General features: G+C 57.3%; 12 protein-coding genes. All 12 read left to right on the top strand.

Annotated features, from left to right (window positions below; all coding sequences use genetic code 11):
* The first annotated feature begins 6 nt into the window (after positions 1–6).
* The 12 genes from tssF to RO22_RS20300 all read left to right on the top strand — a co-directional run bounded on the left by tssF (position 7) and on the right by RO22_RS20300 (position 17,588).
* The gene (gene tssF / locus RO22_RS20355) at positions 7–1,770 is read left to right on the top strand and encodes a type VI secretion system baseplate subunit TssF (RefSeq protein ID WP_022521992.1); all 1,764 of its coding nucleotides are present in this window, start codon (positions 7–9) and stop codon (positions 1,768–1,770) included.
* On the top strand, positions 1,734–2,753 hold the full coding sequence (tssG, locus tag RO22_RS20350; RefSeq protein ID WP_027956916.1) for a type VI secretion system baseplate subunit TssG: 1,020 nt from the start codon (positions 1,734–1,736) through the stop codon (positions 2,751–2,753). The genes tssF and tssG overlap by 37 nt, the downstream gene beginning before the upstream one ends.
* Before the next feature lie 3 nt (positions 2,754–2,756).
* Complete coding sequence (gene tagH, locus RO22_RS20345) at positions 2,757–4,223, top strand: type VI secretion system-associated FHA domain protein TagH (RefSeq protein WP_041159248.1); 1,467 nt, start codon at positions 2,757–2,759, stop codon at positions 4,221–4,223.
* A complete protein-coding gene (gene tssJ, locus RO22_RS20340) occupies positions 4,220–4,759 on the top strand; it encodes a type VI secretion system lipoprotein TssJ (protein WP_041159247.1) in 540 nt (179 codons plus the stop codon). The genes tagH and tssJ overlap by 4 nt, the downstream gene beginning before the upstream one ends.
* A complete protein-coding gene (gene tssK, locus RO22_RS20335; protein WP_041159246.1) occupies positions 4,759–6,093 on the top strand; it encodes a type VI secretion system baseplate subunit TssK in 1,335 nt (444 codons plus the stop codon). The genes tssJ and tssK overlap by 1 nt, the downstream gene beginning before the upstream one ends.
* A gap of 3 nt (positions 6,094–6,096) precedes the next feature.
* Positions 6,097–6,942, top strand: coding sequence for a type IVB secretion system protein IcmH/DotU (icmH, locus tag RO22_RS20330; RefSeq protein ID WP_009287540.1), 846 nt, complete (start codon positions 6,097–6,099; stop codon positions 6,940–6,942).
* 8 nt (positions 6,943–6,950) lie between these two features.
* Positions 6,951–9,572, top strand: coding sequence for a type VI secretion system ATPase TssH (gene tssH / locus RO22_RS20325; protein ID WP_041159245.1), 2,622 nt, complete (start codon positions 6,951–6,953; stop codon positions 9,570–9,572).
* Between the two features lie 4 nt (positions 9,573–9,576).
* Positions 9,577–11,160, top strand: coding sequence for a sigma-54 interaction domain-containing protein (locus tag RO22_RS20320; RefSeq protein ID WP_051052062.1), 1,584 nt, complete (start codon positions 9,577–9,579; stop codon positions 11,158–11,160).
* A 62-nt stretch (positions 11,161–11,222) separates the two neighbouring features.
* Positions 11,223–11,816 carry a type VI secretion system-associated protein VasI gene (vasI, locus tag RO22_RS20315; RefSeq protein ID WP_235270535.1) on the top strand — a complete coding sequence of 198 codons (594 nt, stop codon included), beginning with the start codon at positions 11,223–11,225 and terminating at the stop codon, positions 11,814–11,816.
* Between the two features lie 18 nt (positions 11,817–11,834).
* A complete protein-coding gene (tssA, locus tag RO22_RS20310) occupies positions 11,835–13,298 on the top strand; it encodes a type VI secretion system protein TssA (RefSeq protein WP_051430513.1) in 1,464 nt (487 codons plus the stop codon).
* A 44-nt stretch (positions 13,299–13,342) separates the two neighbouring features.
* A complete protein-coding gene (gene tssM, locus RO22_RS20305; RefSeq protein WP_041159244.1) occupies positions 13,343–16,993 on the top strand; it encodes a type VI secretion system membrane subunit TssM in 3,651 nt (1,216 codons plus the stop codon).
* Entirely contained in the window at positions 16,977–17,588 is a 612-nt protein-coding gene (locus RO22_RS20300) for a GNAT family N-acetyltransferase (protein WP_041159243.1), read from the top strand. Before tssM ends, RO22_RS20300 begins: the two co-directional genes overlap by 17 nt.
* Positions 17,589–17,603: the final 15 nt, after the last annotated feature.

Genomic DNA, 17,603 nt, shown 5'->3' with positions numbered 1-17,603 from the left:
GCCCGAATGCTAAATCGCTATTACCGGGACGAGCTCAATTTTCTGAAGCGCCAAGGGCGAGAATTTGCGGAGGGCAACCCCGGCCTGAGTCGCTTCTTGTCAGAGCGCAGTACCGATCCTGATGTTGAACGTCTATTAGAAGGCTTTGCCTTTCTAACTGGCCGTATGCGCGAAAAAGTGGAGGATGAGTTCCCCGAACTTACCCATTCGCTGATCAGCATGCTATGGCCGAACTACTTGCGCCCGGTGCCTAGCATGACCGTGGTGCAATTTACCCCTACGTGGCATGCGCTGAGTACCCATCAGCTCCTGGAGCGGGGTACGGAATTGGCCAGTAAGCCAGTGGATGGCACTACCTGCATGTTCCGCACTTGTCATGACGTGACGCTCTATCCGCTGGAGCATGCGGGGGTTGAGGCACGCCATACACGTGATGCCTCCATTGTTGAGTTGGCGCTTGATGTACATAGTGATCAGCCTCTCAGCGCGATGGGGATTGATACATTGCGTCTGCACCTGGGTGGAGACGCTTATACAGCGCGCACGCTTTACCTGTGGATGAGCCACTACCTAGCGCGCGTAGAGCTGGAAATTGATGGCAAACGGCTGCCTCTGCCCAAGCAGTTGCTGCAGCCGGTTGGTTTTGATCGCCATCATGCACTACTGCCCTACCCGAGGAATGTGTATCAAGGGTATCGGATACTGCAGGAATACTTGTGTTTTCCAGAGGCTTTCCATTTCTTTGATGTAACAGCCCTGAGCCAACACTTGCCGGCCATTCCCGCAGACAAAATTATTTTGCGCCTAGAGTTTGAGCGTACGTTACCGACCGACGCACGGGTGAGAGACGAGCATTTCGCTCTGTATTGCTCGCCGGCGATCAACCTGTTCTCTCACGATGCAGAGCCTGTTGATGTTAGCGGGGAGCGCAGTGAATACCGCATTCACCCCAATAGTCGATCTCCCGGCCACTATGAAATTTTTAGCGTCGATAAGGTGGAAGGCTGGTTAGAGAACGAGACCGGTAAAGGGCGCGGTACGCCGCGTGAGTACGTGCCTTTTGAAAGCTTTCAACACCAAGTCAAGAGAGACCGTGGCAACGATGCCTCCTACTACCGTCTTCGCGTGCGCGACAGCTTGCGCGGGGATGGGTTTGATCACGACATCTCCTTTGTGCGTGGCGATGAGCGCAGCTACATAGGCATGTCCGAAACCGTCTCGCTCGGATTGACGTGTAGTAATCGAGAGCTGCCTGAGCGTTTGACGGTAGGCGATATTTGCTACTCAACGGAAGAGAGCCCCTCGTATGCCATGTTTCAAAATATCACCCGCCCCACGCCAGTGTTGCGCCCCACGCTGGATGGCAGCTTGCTATGGACACTGATTTCTAATCTATCGCTTAACTACTTATCGCTACTGGAGCGTGATGCGCTGTGTTCTGTGCTGCGTGCCTACGATTTCCGTGCCTTGGTCGATAGGCAGGCCGAGCGAGTGGCTCAAAAACGGCTGGCAGGCATTGTTAGCATTGAAACCCAGCCCATTGATCGGCTGAAAAGAGGGCTGCCCATTCGTGGTCTGCGTTCGGTCATGACGCTAGATCAAGATGCCTTTGGCGACGAAGGGAGTCTGTATTTATTTGGCAGTGTGCTGGCGCGGTTCTTCTCCTTGTACGCCAGCATCAACTCGTTTCATGAGCTGCATGTTATTAACCGTCAAAATCACGAGCGCTACAAATGGACCTTACAGTCGGGGCAACAGCCTCTGATGTAGCGCTTGCCCCTTTGATGGCAAAGGCGCGGCGTTACGATTTTTATCAGCTAGTAGAGCTTCTGCATCGTCATCATGGCGATGACCTAGAGTGCGCTCAGCGAGGCGCGCCCGCTTTTGAGCGCGTGCGCTATAGCGCTTCAGCGTCACTAGGCTTTCCCAGCAGTGATGTGCTCTCACTGGCTTTTCAGCCTGAGGGCCATTATGAGCTGGAAGTTAGCTTCTTGGGTCTGCAGGGGTCTCAGTCGCCGCTGCCCAGCTATTACCTTGAAACATTGGCACATGAGGCAGCCCACCACGACGGTGTTGCAGGCGATTTCCTGGATTTTTTCAATAATCGCTTACTGGCATTAGTGCACCGCAGTTGGCGTAAATATCGCCACTACATCCGCTATCAGGATGGTGCTAGCGATGGATTTTCGGCGGCCATTTTTGCTTTGGTGGGGTTGGCGGACAGTGACCTGCGCGTTGAGACGCCTATTAACTGGAGCAAGATGCTGGCTTATGCCGGTTTGCTGGCAGGCCGTTCGCGTTCACCCGAGGTCGTCTGCAGCATCGTAGGGCACTGCTTTGACCTTGATGATGTGCAGATTGAAGAGTGGGTACATCGCTGGGTTCAGATTCCGATGGATCAACGCAGCCGAAGCGGTATGGCAGCAATGACCTTAGGCAGCGATGTGGTGGCCGGTGAGCGCGTAGCTGATGTTAACGGCAAATTTGTGCTGGGTTTATTTGGTCTCACCTTGGAGCGTTTTCGCGACTTCCTACCCGACGGCAGGGAGCATGCCCCATTGCGCACCTTGGTTGAGTTTGTGCTGCGCGAGCCGTTGGCCTACGACCTAGAGCTAGAGCTGTTACCCAGCGCCGTAAAGCCGATGCGGTTAGGCGATGCTGGCACCTGCCAGCTCGGCTGGACCACCTTTGTTAATCCCGAGTCCGGCAGCGCCTCAAAACGCCGCCGAGTGCGTATTCAGATGACAGGTTAAACAATGAACGCCAACCCAATTTCCGCTGTAACGCTGGTCATTGCCAATAGTGAGCGCCTAGAAGGCCGTTCGACAAGTAGTCATGTCTTTCATGAAGTCGGCGGCACCCTAGGCTGCTCAACCGATGATGACTGGTTATTGCACGATCACGCCGGCCGAATTCGCCCGCAGCATGCCCAAGTGAGCAAAATTGACGGCAAGTTCTGCCTGATTGATAGCAGCGGGCACACCTTTATCAATCGCGCCACCCTGCCGATTGGGCGAAACCGTAAGGTCGCTTTGAGCGAGGGCGATGAAGTGCTAGTCGGCGAGTACCGTCTTAAAGTGCATTTGGGTGATCGGCAGAGTACTCAACCCGGTGCTCAACCTCTGGCCTCGTTAGTCAATGAAGAGCAGGAGGCGGTAGATGCGTATGGCCGCCCGTTGGTTCAAGAAGACCAGCCGCTACGTGCGGAAGCCGCAAAAAAAGAAGATCCCATGGAGGCTCTTGGCGGGGTAGCGCGTGGAGTGGGGCACGAAGACCCAATGGCCGCTCTCGACCCCCGTTCTGCCAATACTCAGCTTTCCGAATCCATTGAAGAGATGCCTGAGTTGCTTGGCTCCGAGCGGCGCGTTGAAGGAAGTGTGGGGCGTGACCAGCAAGAGCGGCGCGAAGGCGCTGTTCGCATGCCCGCGATCAAACGCAAGCTAGGCAGCCATTCACCGGACAGCTATTCACCAAGCGGTTATTCACCAAGTAGTCATTCGCCAAACGGCTATACAGCAGGCAACCAGACAGAGAGGAGCAGTAGCATGGATGAGCGGGCAATAGATGACCTCGAACGTTCCGTTGGCGAGCAGTTAGAGGATCGCTGGCAAAAGCCTAGTGGCCGTTCCCTTGGCCATGTGGGGGCCGACCCGCTATTAAGGGGGTTGGATATCGACATTCCCTTCCGTGATAGCGAAGAGCAGCAGGCGTTTCTTGAAGAAGCGGGCCATACGTTACGGGCTGCTATTAATGGCTTACGTGCTCTGCAGCAAACCCAAAACGATAGCAAATACCCCCTCCGGGATCGTCGTTTACAGCCTATCGAAGATAATCCCCTGCGCCTTGGCCAGGCGTACGAGGCCACTGTCGAGACGATGTTTTCGGCCCAGCGCAGCCCGGTTCACCTTTCGGCGCCCGAAGCAGTGGGGGAGTGCCTGCGTCATCAAGGCCATCACCAAGCGGCAGTTGAGGAAGCCATTGAGTACGCCCTAACCGCTATTTTGGATGCCTTTTCACCTGAAGCGCTGCTCAAACGTTTCCATGCTTATCGGGGGGCAGGCACCCGCATTGAAGATGAAAACAGCTGGGCCTGGGAAATGTACCGCCACTACTACCACGAGCTTAACTCAGGCCGCCAGCTAGGTTTCCAAAAACTGTTCTGGGAGGTTTTCGAGCAGGCGTATGACCAGTCTGTTCGTCGCCAGCAGCGGGAGGGCGCATGAGCAAGGCCAAGAGCCTCGGACTTGTTGGGGTGCTTTTAGTGCTGCTGTCAATCACGGGCTGTGCCTCGACCCGTGAAGCAGCCGGTAAAGCCTGGGAAGTCATGCTAGACCCCTCGATACCGGTTGGCTATCCAGAAGATCAGCCCACGCTGGTCGATTTAAGCATGGTCGCAGAGCCCGATGTGAACCCAAACATCGATGGCGAGGGGACGCCGCTGCGCTTTCAAATTTTGCAGCTTAAAGATGACTCCATGCTAATGGCGGCTGACATGGATCAGTTAAGTGAGGATATGGAGGCGGCATTGGGCACGAACTATCTGACCCATGACGACTTCACCTTGCTACCTGGCCAGTGGAAATTCTACGAACCCTTCGCCATTGAAGAGGACACGCGCTATATCGGTTTGATTGCGTTCTACGCTCAGCCAAACGAGGCGGAGTGGAAGAAAGTCGTCAAAGTGAAGGCCAGTTCAGAGAATTATCACTTGCTGGTTCATCTGCGCAACAGTGAAGTAGAACTAAGGAAGGAAGAGTGATGGCCAGTCGCAATCGCGTGGTATGGAGTGAAGGGCTATTTATCAAGCCGCAGCACTTTCAACAGCAGCAGCGCAGCCTTGAAGGGTTGATTGATACGCGGCTTAAAGGAGTTAGTCACTATCTGTACGGATTTTTGACCCTGGAGTTGAACAACGAGTTTTTAAGCTTTGGCCGGATTGCGATTAGCCGGGCGAGTGGTGTCATGCCCGATGGCGTTGCTTTCCAATTGCCTGAGGATGATTTAGAGCCTTCTGCACTGGAAGTTGTTGATGCGGGCATTACTAACCAGGTGGTCTATTTAGGCTTGCCGCTAGCCACGGATAGCGTCGGGGAAGTGCGCTGGCCCGATGACGAACTGCCCGCACGTTATCGCCTTTCGCCGCGCAGCGTGCGCGACCTGCACTCCCGCGACGGTGATATGGCCGACCTGGATGTGGCGCGCGTTTCACCGCGCTTGTTGTTAGAGCAAGAAGACCGCAGTGGTTATGCCTGCTTGGCCGTTACGCGCATTCTAGAGCGTCGCCCCGACGGCAGCTTGGTACTGGATGAGCAATTTATCCCCACCTTAATGAACGTGCAAGCAGCGCCAAGCCTGCAGCGGTTTGTGGGTGAGATGGCGGGTTTGATGCGAGAACGGGCGCGTAATATTGCTCAGCGGCTGTCGACGCCCAATCAGGCAGGGGTGGCCGACGTAACGGATTTCATGCTGCTGCAGCTACTGAACCGTGCTCAGCCGCGTTTTCAGCATCTGGCGCGTTTAGGGCAAGTTCACCCAGAACGGCTTTACGACACCATGCACGAAATAGCTTGTGAGTTGGTGACGTTTACCGATGAGTCGCGTTTGCCGCCTGAGTGCCCTGCTTATGACCATGAGCATCCCGAGCGCGGATTCCGGCCCTTGATGCAGATGATGCGCCAAGCGCTCTCCACCGTGCTTGAACCCCGCGCGATCGCCATTCAGATACAGACACGGAAATTCGGCCTACTGGTGGCGCCGCTTTCGGATACCAGCCTGTTCGAAACAGCCGAGTTCATTTTGGCAGTGCGCGCCGATATGCCTAGCGAGCGCCTGCGTAAGCAGTTTCTACAGCAAACCAAAGTGGCCAGCGTCGAGCGTATTCGCGACCTTATTAGTCTGCAATTACCGGGTGTGCCCTTGGAGCCGTTACCGGTGGCCCCTCGTGAGTTGCCTTATCACGCGGGCTATACCTATTTCCAACTCAGCCGACAAAGCGAAGCCTGGGGAATGCTGGATGGTGCAAGCGGTTTTGCCTTCCACGTGGCGGGCGAATTTCCCGGGTTGGAGATGCAGTTTTGGGCGATCAGGAGTTAAGCCATGCAAGATATTGCCACGCATCAAGATGACGCCAAAAACGACTACCCGATGGGTGAGCCGGTTCGCCATGAAGATCAAATAAAAGACAGCGGCGTTGAGCAGTTGGTGCATAGCCATGCCCAGCACCTGAATGCTGACGAGGACTACTGGTTTCGGCTGCGCGGGCACAACTTAAACCCGCTGGTCGATGCATCGAGCAGCCTGCTGGGCATGGCGGTGCGCGTCCGACAGGTGGACGGCGCTGATGATCTCGAGCGCTTATATCGTCAGGTAGTGGACGAAATTGCCTCTATCGAAATTGAGCTAACCGAACAGGGGTATGACCGCCCGACACTGCTCGCCTACCGCTATGTGCTTTGCTCGTTTATCGATGAAACCGTGATGGGCATGCCCTGGGGGAGGCAGAGCGTGTGGGCTGAGCACTCGCTGCTAGCGAGGTTTCATAACGAGACCTGGGGTGGCGAAAAAGTTTTCTCTATCCTCGCGCGGCTGCAGCAAGAGCCTCATCGCTATCGCGACATGCTGGCCTTTATCTATTTGTGCCTGTGCCTTGGGTTTGAGGGGCGTTACCGGGTGAAAACCCATGGTCGTGAAGAGTACGACCAGATTGTACGCGCGCTGGGCGATCAACTGGCGTCACTTGATGAGCCGCCAGATGAGATGCTGACCCAGCCACTTAGGCATGTGGTGAAAGGGCGTGGCAAAGGGATGCACGAGGGGTTACCGCTGTGGGCCATCTTTGCCCTGTTCGGCGTTACGTTGGTGGGTATTTATTTGGGGCTTTCTTGGTCGCTGGATCAGCAGGCTGAGCAAGTCAGAGCTTTACTCGATCAGATTTATCGTTAGGAGATAGCATGCTTAGGGTAGAGCTACCGGCGCTTATTAGTCGACTGAATGGAATTTCTCGTCATGGCCTCGAGCAGGCCGCCGTGCTGTGCGCAGAGCAGCAAGCACCGGAGGTGACCACCGGGCACCTGCTGCTGGCGCTGGTCGACCAGCCGCTATGTGATGTGCGCTTACTGCTGGAAACGCTTGATATTGATGTCGAGGAGCTGCGCGCACGAATGGCTGAGGAGAGCCGTCCGCCTCGTGATCTTGAGGTGTCGACACCCAGCTTTTCGCCGTTATTGGTAGAGCTGCTGCAGGACGCGTGGTTACTGGCAGCCACCGAGTATGGACATCAAGCGCTTCGCAGCGGCGTGCTTTTCACGGCGCTACTGCACAACGCCCCGCGCTATTTAGGTCCGAAGAGCACGGCGCTACTGGAAGATATCAATCGCGAAAATCTACGCCGCCACTTGGAGCGTCTTACGGCCGATTCAGCCGAAGCACCTCGGGAGGGTGCCGACGCTAAACAACGCCAGGCTGCTCATCCTGCTGGCGATGACAGCACACTCGCCCGTTTTGCTACCTCGCTGACCGAACAGGCGCGCAAGGGTGAGCTTGACCCTGTGCTGGGGCGTGACCCGGAAATCGACCAAATGCTCGATATCCTGGGGCGTCGGCGCAAAAACAACCCCATTGTGATTGGCGATGCCGGGGTGGGTAAAAGTGCTGTGGTAGAAGGTTTAGCAGCACGCATTGTGGCGGGACAAGTACCCGCTGCGCTGGCAGGTGTTGAGTTGCTGACCCTTGATCTAGGTGCGCTACAAGCCGGTGCCGCGGTGAAAGGCGAGTTTGAAAAGCGCCTTAAAGCGGTGATTGACGAAGTCAAAAACGCCCCTCGTCCCACGCTGCTATTTATAGATGAAGCGCACACGCTGATCGGTGCTGGTAACCAGGAAGGCGGCGGTGACGCGGCCAACTTGCTCAAGCCCGCCCTGGCCCGGGGCGAGTTGCGTACTATCGCCGCCACTACCTGGCGTGAGTACAAAAAGTACTTTGAAAAAGATCCGGCGCTGTCGCGGCGCTTCCAGCCCATTGCGCTTTCCGAGCCAAGCGTAGAACAGGCACTGGTCATCCTGCGCGGTTTGCGGGATGTGTATGAGCGCGCCCACGGCGTGCTGATCGGCGATAGCGGCCTGCGTGCTGCCGCTGCGCTTTCTGCCCGTTACCTGGCCGGACGGCAATTGCCTGACAAAGCCATTGATGTGCTGGATACCGCCTGTACCCGATTGGCGCAGGCTCTGGATACCCCGCCCCGCAAGCTAAGCCACTTACAGAGTGAACATATCGCCGCGCTACGTGAGCGCGATCAGGTCGAGCGTGAACGTCTGCTGGGGCGCGAACCGGATAGTGAACGCCACCACGACTTAACCGAACGCTTAGCCAAGCTGGAAGAGGAGTTGGCAAGCCTGGAAACTGCCTGGCAAGCGCAGCGCGAATGCGTCGATGCCATTGTGGCGCTACACCGCCAACTGCTAGAGGCAACGGATAATGATTCCGTTGATCAACTGCCCGAGGGCGTGCATCAAGAACTCGCCGAACGGGAGCAGCAGCTGGCCCAACTGCAAGAGGCGTTTGCGCTGGTTAATCCCAGCGTTGAAGAGGCGCAAATTGCTCAGGTGATTGGCGATTGGACCGGCGTACCGGTCGAACGCATGACCAGCGACGAGCTAACCCGCCTCACCGAACTGCCGACCCATCTGGATGCGCTAATCCAAGGGCAGGGCAGTGCCATTGAGCGTATCCATCGCCACTTGCTAACCGCACGTGCGGATCTGCGCCGCCCAGGGCGGCCATTGGGCGCATTTCTGCTGGTAGGCCCCAGCGGCGTGGGTAAAACCGAAACCGTGGTGCAAATTGCCGACCAGCTGTATGGCGGTCGTCAGTTTCTTACCACGATCAATATGTCGGAATACCAAGAGAAGCACACGGTTTCACGTCTGATTGGTTCGCCGCCGGGGTATGTCGGGTTTGGCGAGGGCGGGCTACTCACCGAAGCGATCCGTCAGCGCCCTTATTCGGTGGTGCTGCTGGACGAAGTCGAAAAAGCCCATCCCGATGTGCTTAACCTCTTCTACCAGGCGTTTGATAAAGGCGAACTGGCCGACGGGGAAGGGCGCGTTATCGATTGCAAAAACGTGCTGTTCTTCCTGACCTCTAACCTGGGCTATGAAGCCATCGTTAGCTATGGCGATGACCCAGCAGCGCTGGATGCCGCGCTCTACCCGGTGCTGGCTGAGTTCTTTAAACCGGCGCTATTAGCGCGTATGGAAGTGGTGCCTTACTTGCCGCTGGACGGCGATACCCTGCGTGACATCGTCAAGGCCAAGCTGGATACCTTGGCAACACGCATCCGTGAGCGCCATCGCCATGCCGAGGTGGTGCTGGATGACAGCCTGGCCGAGGCAATTTGTAAACGTGCGACGCGGAGTGAAAACGGCGCACGCATGCTGGAGTCGGTGATCGACGGTGAACTGCTGCCGCCGCTTTCCCGTGCCCTGCTTGAGCGTATGGCACGGCGCGAGAACGTTAGCCGGGTAGTGTTGGGCACGGATGCCGACAGCGGTGTCTTTACTGCGGAGGTGGCATAGCGCCATGCAGGTAAAGGCTCTTGACCAGCGCAATGCTAGCGAAGCGCAGCCTTTAGCTGGGCTGGCGGCTATGCCCATGGCGCTTGCGTTGGTTGAAAGTACCACACCACGGGAGCTGCGCTTACGCAGTCGGCAACTGCTGGGTAATAGCCTGGGCTTGGCGTGGGTGGAGTGCCTCTATCTAGACAGCAGCGGCCGCTGGGTGGGCCGTGATAATAGTGAGGCGCGCTTCAACTGTGATGAGTTTAGTCACCCCTACGCCCATGCCATCCGCAGCGGTAAACCGGTGACACTGGGCGTGGGGGAAGCGCGTACCCGGCTTGATCATCCCGGTTTTCAAGCCCAAATAGCCTCCCTCAGTGGCGACTTGCGGCTACACGTGAGGCCGTTACGACTCCAGGACAGTTCGCGGGAGTGGCTAGGCGTGCTGGCCTTCGTCACGGAAGCGGCAACCTTGACGAACCTCATGGAGTGTAGCGATTTTGTCGCTTTTGAGGCCCTGCTGTGTCGGTTGTGGTCGCGCCTGGCAAGCAGTCAGGGAGAGCGTCAGAAATCAGCGGTATTGCGTGACTCGTTAGCCAAGCTCAACGACAACACCCGGCGCCAGGGGTTAGCGGCCAAGCTTGCGAGTGATTTGCTGGGTAACTCCATCGCCATGCAAGAGCTTCGGCAGCAGGTGATTCGTGCGGCCGAAACCAATTTAGCGGTGTTGCTCCAGGGCGAAACCGGTACCGGCAAAGACCTCGTGGCGAGAGCGATTCACCGTTTCTCGGCACGCGCCAAGGCGCCGTTCATGGCGATTAACTGTGCCGCGATCCCCGAGTCGCTGCTCGAGTCGGAGCTGTTCGGCCACTCCAAAGGGGCGTTTTCAGGCGCTGATCAAGCCAGGGAAGGGCTCATCGCCCAAGCCGACGGCGGTACGCTGTTTCTGGATGAAATCGGCGATATGCCGCTAGCGCTGCAAGCCAAACTGCTCAGGGTGCTGGAGAGCGGCCGCTATCGCCCCTTAGGGTCGAATGAAGAACGCTGTGCAGACCTGCGTCTTATTGCGGCTACCCATCAGCCGCTACGCGAGCAGATCAAACAGCAGCGGTTTCGCGCTGACCTCTATTATCGCTTAGGCCAGTTCCCGCTTTCGCTGCCTTCGCTGTCGGCACGGCGTGAAGACATCGCCTTTCTGGCCGAGCACTTTGTTGCTGATTTCTGTGCACGGGAAGAACGCAGTGAGATGGGCATCACACCCGCCGCGTTGCGGCAGCTAAAAGAGCGTGATTACCCCGGCAACGTGCGTGAGCTCAAAAACTTGATCGATTATGCCTGCGCCATGACCCCCGCCGGTGGCGATATTGAAGCCTTGCTCCTGCCCAGCGATACCGCCAGTGGCGCTGATTCAGCGACATCAGAAGCCAGCGGCACGCTGAATAAGATCCATGATCTGCGCCAAGCGGTTCGCGATTATGAAGCGCAATTGATTAGCCAGCGATTGCTTTACTACGGCGGGAATCGTGCCCTTGCAGCAGAGAGCCTGGGAATACCCAAGCGAACGCTCTCCCACAAATGCCAATTGCTAGAACTGGATGCTAAATGAAAGTGACATTCGTAAGTTGCCGATGGCAGCACAGGCTATTGATTTGCCTCTGGCTACTAAGCATGAGCAGCGCACTACAAGCAGAGGATAGCGCGGCGGTATTGGAACAGGCGCATCAGTGTGGCCAAGAAAGCTCCCGTTTGGATCGCCTGGGGTGCTACGACAGTCTGTTCCTGGACGAGCAGAGCACGCCAAGTGATAGCGCTGAATTGCCGCCACTTTGGCACGCAGTTGTCAGCCAAGAGGAGAAACGCAATCCCGATGACTTTGGCCTGATAGTCAGCGCCGAGGGAAGCCAAGTATTAATGACGGTGCCCGCGCGGGGCACAACGCCTCCGCGGCCCGTATTAGTACTGGCCTGCGAGAAGTTAATTACCCGCTTCCAGGTGCACCTGCCCAATGCCTTGGATACGCCCCGCGTGTCGTTGCGGGTCGTCGCGGATGGACGTGATGTCTCTCAACAATGGCGAGTGCGCGATGACGGCCACGTGGTAAGCGGTGGGCGCGGCCTGCCCGCCATTGAAACGCTGCGGCAATTATTGAGCGCCAACGAGCTTGTGTTGAGTAGCGACGCAGGGGCTCTGGACGGGCTGCGTTTTGATGTATCAGGACTGCGTCAGCAAATTCAACCGCTTCGCAGCGCCTGTCGCTGGTAGTGGGTATAGGAGTTCGTGATGCGTATAACGGCGGATAGTCACCTTGAACCCCTGCTAGCGCCTCTGCCTGCCAATGAGCAGGGTGAGGAGATCGGCGTTGTGCTGGAGGACAGCGCCGACTACCTGCGCCTTGAGGCTGAAATGATGAAGGTCGGCTCATTGCAGCACCAAGACGTCGATTGGGACACGGCAGAAGCATTAGCAATCACTATGCTCAGCCATAAGGGCAAAGACCTAAAGGTGTTGGGACACTTGCTGCACTGCCTGCAGCATGAAGGCAATGGCGTGCGTTTCGCGCTTTCCCTAAGGCTGCTGGCCGGTTGTCTTGAAGCCTGGTGGGCGTTGGCATACCCCTTCAATGGCGCACGTGGGGCTAAGTTGCGGCCCAGGCTGTTCCAGCAATTTACCCAACGCACGCTGAAGCTTGCCGCGGGCCTCGACTTTCATAATGCCGAGGATGAGTTTCTGGCCTGCCGCCACTCGTTGGAAAAACTGCAAACGTTAGCCGCGGACAAGCAGTTGCCCGCTGACTCACTTGACGAGCTGATGCGCCTGCTGGATGAAAAGCAGCCTAATCAAAACCGTGCTGCATCGGCCTCTCAAGGCGGCGACGCTTCCGGTAGCGATGCACGGACGGCCGCGTCTTCTTCCTCCAGCAGTGCTGAAAAGGTTGAGCAGCCCGGTGGGGCAAAAGTCCCCGAACTGCGTCTGGAGGCGGGCAATGAGCGCGCCAACCGCCAGTCTCTGCTCAAAATGGCCGATTTTCTAAACGAGCAAAACCCGGGCGAGCCGCTGGCATACCGCTTGCGTCGCTATGCCATCTGGAGCGCCATCCAGGCGTTACCTGCTGCAAGGGAAGGGGGGCGTACCGAGTTAGCCCCTGTGGCTGCTGACCGTGTGGCGGATTATCGAGAGGCGCTTTCCCGGGGCGGTGACGAAGCGCTTTGGCAGCGCATAGAGAAAAGCGTTGCGGTCAGCCCCTACTGGCTAGAAGGACACCGCTTGAGTGCCGAGCTGGCCAAGCGCCTAGGGCGGCCGCGCTGCGCTGAGGCTATTCGTGATGAGTCGGTGCGGTTCGTGGAAAGGCTCCCCGGTATTGAGTCGTTAACGTTTAACGATGGCTCGCCTTTTTTAGATAAAGAAACGCAGCAGTGGCTGTATAGCGGCGCGGGCAGCGGCGCAAATGACGGCGCCGGTGGCGGTGAAGCATGGCACGCGGGGTTAGAGGAAGCGCGTAGCTATATGGGGAGTGAAGGGTTAGGGCCTGCCTTGCAGGTGCTTGACCAGGGGTTAGCGTCGGCACGCTCCTTGCGCGAGAGCACGTACTGGCGCTTGGCCAGCGCTGATTTGCTGCAGGAGGCGGGGCTAGAAACGCTCGCCCAGCAGCACTACAGCACGCTGCACCAAACTGTTAATGAACTTGATTTAGAGCAGTGGGAACCAGCGCTGGTTTCGCGGCTTCAGGCATCGCTTAGGACATGACAACGATGATCGACTTTATCACTAGGGACGAGGATTAAAGGCTCATGTGGGGAACATTGAAATCAAAGCTGAGCCGCTGGGTGCCCGGCTTTTCACGTGCACAGAGCACTCACAATCGCGCCAAAGCGCAAGCTAACAGAGTCAAGGGGTTAGGGCGGCTTTCCATGGCCATGTGGGGCGTATTAATCGTGCTCCTATTAGTGGCCATCTGGTGGTTAGGGCCTAGCTGGGAGGTACGAGACAGTTACCCATTAGGCCCCTGGGTCAATCGGTTACTGGCCACCTTGGCGCTGGTAACGTTAGTGGCGCTGATTTGGGGCGTTCGGCTTTCCCGTCGACTGCGCGAAGCCGATGAGCTCGCGCAGGATATGGAGTCGCAGCAGTCAGACCCTATTCAGGAGAGTATCGACCAGCAGGAAACCTCGCTGAACAACGTATTATCCGAAATCATTGATAGCGTTGGCAGTGGGGACAGCAGCCGCTATCGCCTTCCCTGGTATTTGGTCATGGGGGTCGAAAACGCGGGCAAAACCAGCTTGGTCAACCGCTCTGGGCAAAACTTTGCGCTGTCCAATGTCATGAAAGCCTCTGGCATCAGCAGCAAGAAAAACCGCTTTGGTTTTGACTGGTGGATTGGCGATAAAGCGATACTCATCGACCCTGATGGCGAGTTATTGACCCAAGGCGCACTGGAAACTGGCGAGCCTGACGAACTGAATAGCCGCCTATGGGATCACTTCACCGAGTGGCTAGAGCGTAACCGCCCACGCCGCCCGCTGGACGGCGTTGTGCTGGTGTTGGATCTAGCCCGTCTTAGCCACGCCCAGGTAGCCGTTCGTAAAGCGTACGCGACGCTGTTACGTAGCCGCCTGCGCGAGTTGATGGAGCGCCACGGCAGCCGGTTACCGGTTTACGTCACCTTCAGCAAAATGGATTTGCTGCACGGTTTTGACGATTTCTTCCGCCATTACTCCCGTGCTGCACGGCGGGCGCCGTTAGGCTTTACCTTCTCGGCTAAATCCATTGATACACCGGGACAGTGGGAAGAAGAGTTCGCCGCCGCTTACGACAACATGCTGGAACGCCTTAACCGCGCAATGCCCACCATGCTGGCAGAGTGCCGCGACCGGGAAGAACGGGAATCGGTATTTCGCTTTGTGCGCCAGCTAGCAGGGCTGCGCGATGTGCTGCTCGGTTTCCTCAACGAGGCGCTCTCCAGCGACCGTTTTTCCACCGCGGCGATTGTACGCGGCACGTATTTCACCTCGGTTTATCAGCAGGGGGTGCCTGAAGACCCTTTCGTGGATGCTGCGGCACGCCGTTATGGCATGTCCGAAAGCGTTCAGCCTGCGCACCGTGCGACGCGCAGCGCGCTGTATTTCACTGAAGAACTGTTTGAGAAAGTCATTTATCCAGAAGCGGGGCTGGCCGGTGATAACGCCAAAGTCGCCCATCGCCGACAGCGTATTCGCCAAGCATGCATTGTTGGCTGCATGTTAGTGGCTGCGGTAATGATCGGTGGGTGGAGTCATTTCTACCAGAAAAACGCGACCTCGCTTTCCACCGTCGAGCATCGGGCGGAAACTTTCCTGGCCACCCATCCCGAAGAGTTTCAGAGCGACGACCCAACGGGCTACGAAATGCTGGCGCCGTTGGATCGCCTACGCGATGCGATGCAAACCTTCGAGGGCTACCGAACGCATACCCCTTTCCTTGCCGATATGGGGCTTTATCAAGGCCACATTATTGGTGGCCAGTTAGAGAATGCTTACCTCGCCATGTTGGAATACCAATTCCTGCCGGCGTTGATGGTGGGCATCATGGATGACATGAACCGCGAAGAGGAGGGCAGTAACGCCAAGCTGGCGCTGCTGCGCATTTTGCGCATGATGTCTGACGCCAGTGGCCGCCAGCCCGAACGCGTACACGACTTTATGGCGCAGCGTTGGCAGTCGGATTTCCCCCAGCGTGGTGAAATCCAAGACCGCTTACTGGCTCATTTAGATTACGCCCTGCAGCACAGCGATTTGGAAAGCCGGGTTGCCGCTGGTAATCGGCGCGCTGAATATGCCATGGCGCCACTACGCGGCAGCTTGGTCGCCGCGATAGATGACCTATCACGCCTGCCGATGGATGAGCGGGTCTACGCCACCATGAAAGCTGACAGTAGCCGTCGCGGTGATCCTCTCGATCTGCGCCGTCAGGTGGGGTCGATGTTCAACACGGTGTTTATGGCGCGTAACGATGAACCCTCGTATGTGCAACTGCCGTATCTGGTTACCCGGGGTGGCTTCGAAAATCACTTCCTGCAGCAGTTGGATAGGGCAACCGAGCTAGCGCTTATCGACTTGTGGGTATTGGATCAGCGCGAAGACATCAATTTCAGCAACGCTGACCGTCAGCAACTGCAAAACGCCCTGCGTGACTATTATGTCAGTGACTATCGCGTGAGTTGGCGTGATGCCCTGCGCAATACCCAGCTTGTGCCCCTGCCGGACATTCATCAGGCAGCGGTGGTCGCCGATGCGCTGGTCAGCGCCGAGCGCCCCCTAGACCGTCTGTTAGCAGCGGTCGAGCAGAATACCCGTCTCTATCCGGAACTGCCTGAAGATGACGAGGAAGCCCGTGAAGCGCTGCAGCGTTCACCGCGCTATCAGCTTGCTCACGATATCGAGCAGCAGTTTACCGCGATTAACAAGCTCTCCAATCCTCAAGAGGGGGATCCCTCCTCCCTGGAAGAGATCAAATCGGCGGTAACGGAGCTGCGTGATTACCTGCTTGATATAGAAGAAGCCAGCGACCCAGGGCGCGCCGCTTTCATTGGCGCGCGTGACCGCTTATCGCTGCGCGGTGATGACCCTATTTATCGCCTGCAGCGTATTGCTGACAGCTCGCCCGAGCCTGTCGCAAGCATGTTGAAAAGCCTGGCGGATCAAAGCTGGCAGCTCATCATGGCAAGCGCTATCAGTCACCTGGAAAATATCTGGATAGATGAGGTAGTGGCACCCTATCAAGAGCGTTTAGCCGGGCGCTATCCGCTGGTGCCCAGTGCAAGCCGGGATGCTTCGCTAAGCGACTTTGAAGCCTTCTTTGCTCCTGAAGGTATCCTCGACAACTTCTATCAGGATAACTTGCAGCCCTTTATCGAAGGTGCGCCTGAGCAACTGGTGGATACCCAGGGTAATTCGCTACTGCGTGAGAGCGTGTTTGCCGCTGTGTCACAGGCGGAACAAATTCGCCGTGCCTATTTTGGCCCTGATGGTGCGCTAGACGTCGAGTTCGCTCTTGAGCCGATCAGCTTAAGCCCCGACAAGCGGCGCAGTGTGATCAGTGCCGATGGCCAGCTCATTGATTACACTCACAGCGCCAGTAGTCGGGTCTCCATGATTTGGCCAAATACGTTGCGTGGCGGCACGGATAGCCGCATCACCATGGTGCCCAGCCAGGTAAATCACTCGCCGCGGAGTATAACCCGCGATGGCGCCTGGGCTTGGTTCCGGCTGTTGGAAGAGGCAAACATCACCAGCGTTAATGAGCGTGAGTTAGAGCTACGTTTCAACGTGGACGGGGGCGCTATGCGTTATCGCCTATTTACCGATAGCGCCCCCAACCCCTTTACCCGTTCGCCCGCCGCAGGCTTCCAGTTACCGTCGGCACTCTATGCAGAACGAGGGCCCTATGCTGACGAAACTTAAGCAGTGGCTCTCCCCCTCAGCTAGCACGACCCATGACCACCCAGGTGGTCATGTGGATAGCGGCCCTGATGTTAATGGCCAAGCATCTTCCCGCGCGCTTGAAAGCGCCCGCGAAGGGGATATCGATAGTTTTATCGAAGCCGTCCAGCGTGCCGATGCAAAAGGGCATTCGCCCTGGGTACTGCGTGATAAGGCCTACCTGGATACGCTGCGCCGCGCGCTGGAATTTACCCTGCATCGCCAGGTGTGGTTGCAGCGCGAGCAAGAGCACGTTGAGCACTGGCAGGGGCGTTTACTCGCCCTACGCCATGGGGATGGCCCGCCGTTGGGGATGGTGTTGGCGTGCCGACCCGATGACGAAGCCGCCTGGCAGCTTCGCTTCTTCTTTATCAGCCAAGAGTGGAAAGGCAGCGGCCATGGCGCACGCCTGCTGACCGCTGCGCGGCTGAGTCTAAGCGGTGTGCCGCTACAAACGCGGCTACCGCTCGCGTGCCACACGGCGATTCAAAGCCTGGAAGCGGCGGGGTTTCAGCGCATGTACGTCGATGCTTTTGAGGTGGCGAGCTACGAAGCGCCAGCAAAATGGGATGAGTAAGGCAGCGGCAGCCAA

Source organism: Halomonas sp. KHS3, assembly GCF_000830495.1.
Taxonomy (GTDB): domain Bacteria; phylum Pseudomonadota; class Gammaproteobacteria; order Pseudomonadales; family Halomonadaceae; genus Vreelandella; species Vreelandella titanicae.
Note: the sequence above shows the minus strand (reverse complement) of the source record. Positions and strands in the feature narration are given on the sequence as shown.

Coding starts and splice junctions, on each gene's coding strand:
- icmH (WP_009287540.1), top strand. CDS start 6,097: ATGCAAGATATTGCCACGCATCAAGATGACGCCAAAAACGACTACCCG.
- tssJ (WP_041159247.1), top strand. CDS start 4,220: ATGAGCAAGGCCAAGAGCCTCGGACTTGTTGGGGTGCTTTTAGTGCTG.
- tssF (WP_022521992.1), top strand. CDS start 7: ATGCTAAATCGCTATTACCGGGACGAGCTCAATTTTCTGAAGCGCCAA.
- tssH (WP_041159245.1), top strand. CDS start 6,951: ATGCTTAGGGTAGAGCTACCGGCGCTTATTAGTCGACTGAATGGAATT.
- tssG (WP_027956916.1), top strand. CDS start 1,734: ATGGACCTTACAGTCGGGGCAACAGCCTCTGATGTAGCGCTTGCCCCT.
- tssK (WP_041159246.1), top strand. CDS start 4,759: ATGGCCAGTCGCAATCGCGTGGTATGGAGTGAAGGGCTATTTATCAAG.
- tagH (WP_041159248.1), top strand. CDS start 2,757: ATGAACGCCAACCCAATTTCCGCTGTAACGCTGGTCATTGCCAATAGT.
- vasI (WP_235270535.1), top strand. CDS start 11,223: ATGAGCAGCGCACTACAAGCAGAGGATAGCGCGGCGGTATTGGAACAG.
- RO22_RS20320 (WP_051052062.1), top strand. CDS start 9,577: ATGCAGGTAAAGGCTCTTGACCAGCGCAATGCTAGCGAAGCGCAGCCT.
- RO22_RS20300 (WP_041159243.1), top strand. CDS start 16,977: ATGCTGACGAAACTTAAGCAGTGGCTCTCCCCCTCAGCTAGCACGACC.
- tssA (WP_051430513.1), top strand. CDS start 11,835: ATGCGTATAACGGCGGATAGTCACCTTGAACCCCTGCTAGCGCCTCTG.
- tssM (WP_041159244.1), top strand. CDS start 13,343: ATGTGGGGAACATTGAAATCAAAGCTGAGCCGCTGGGTGCCCGGCTTT.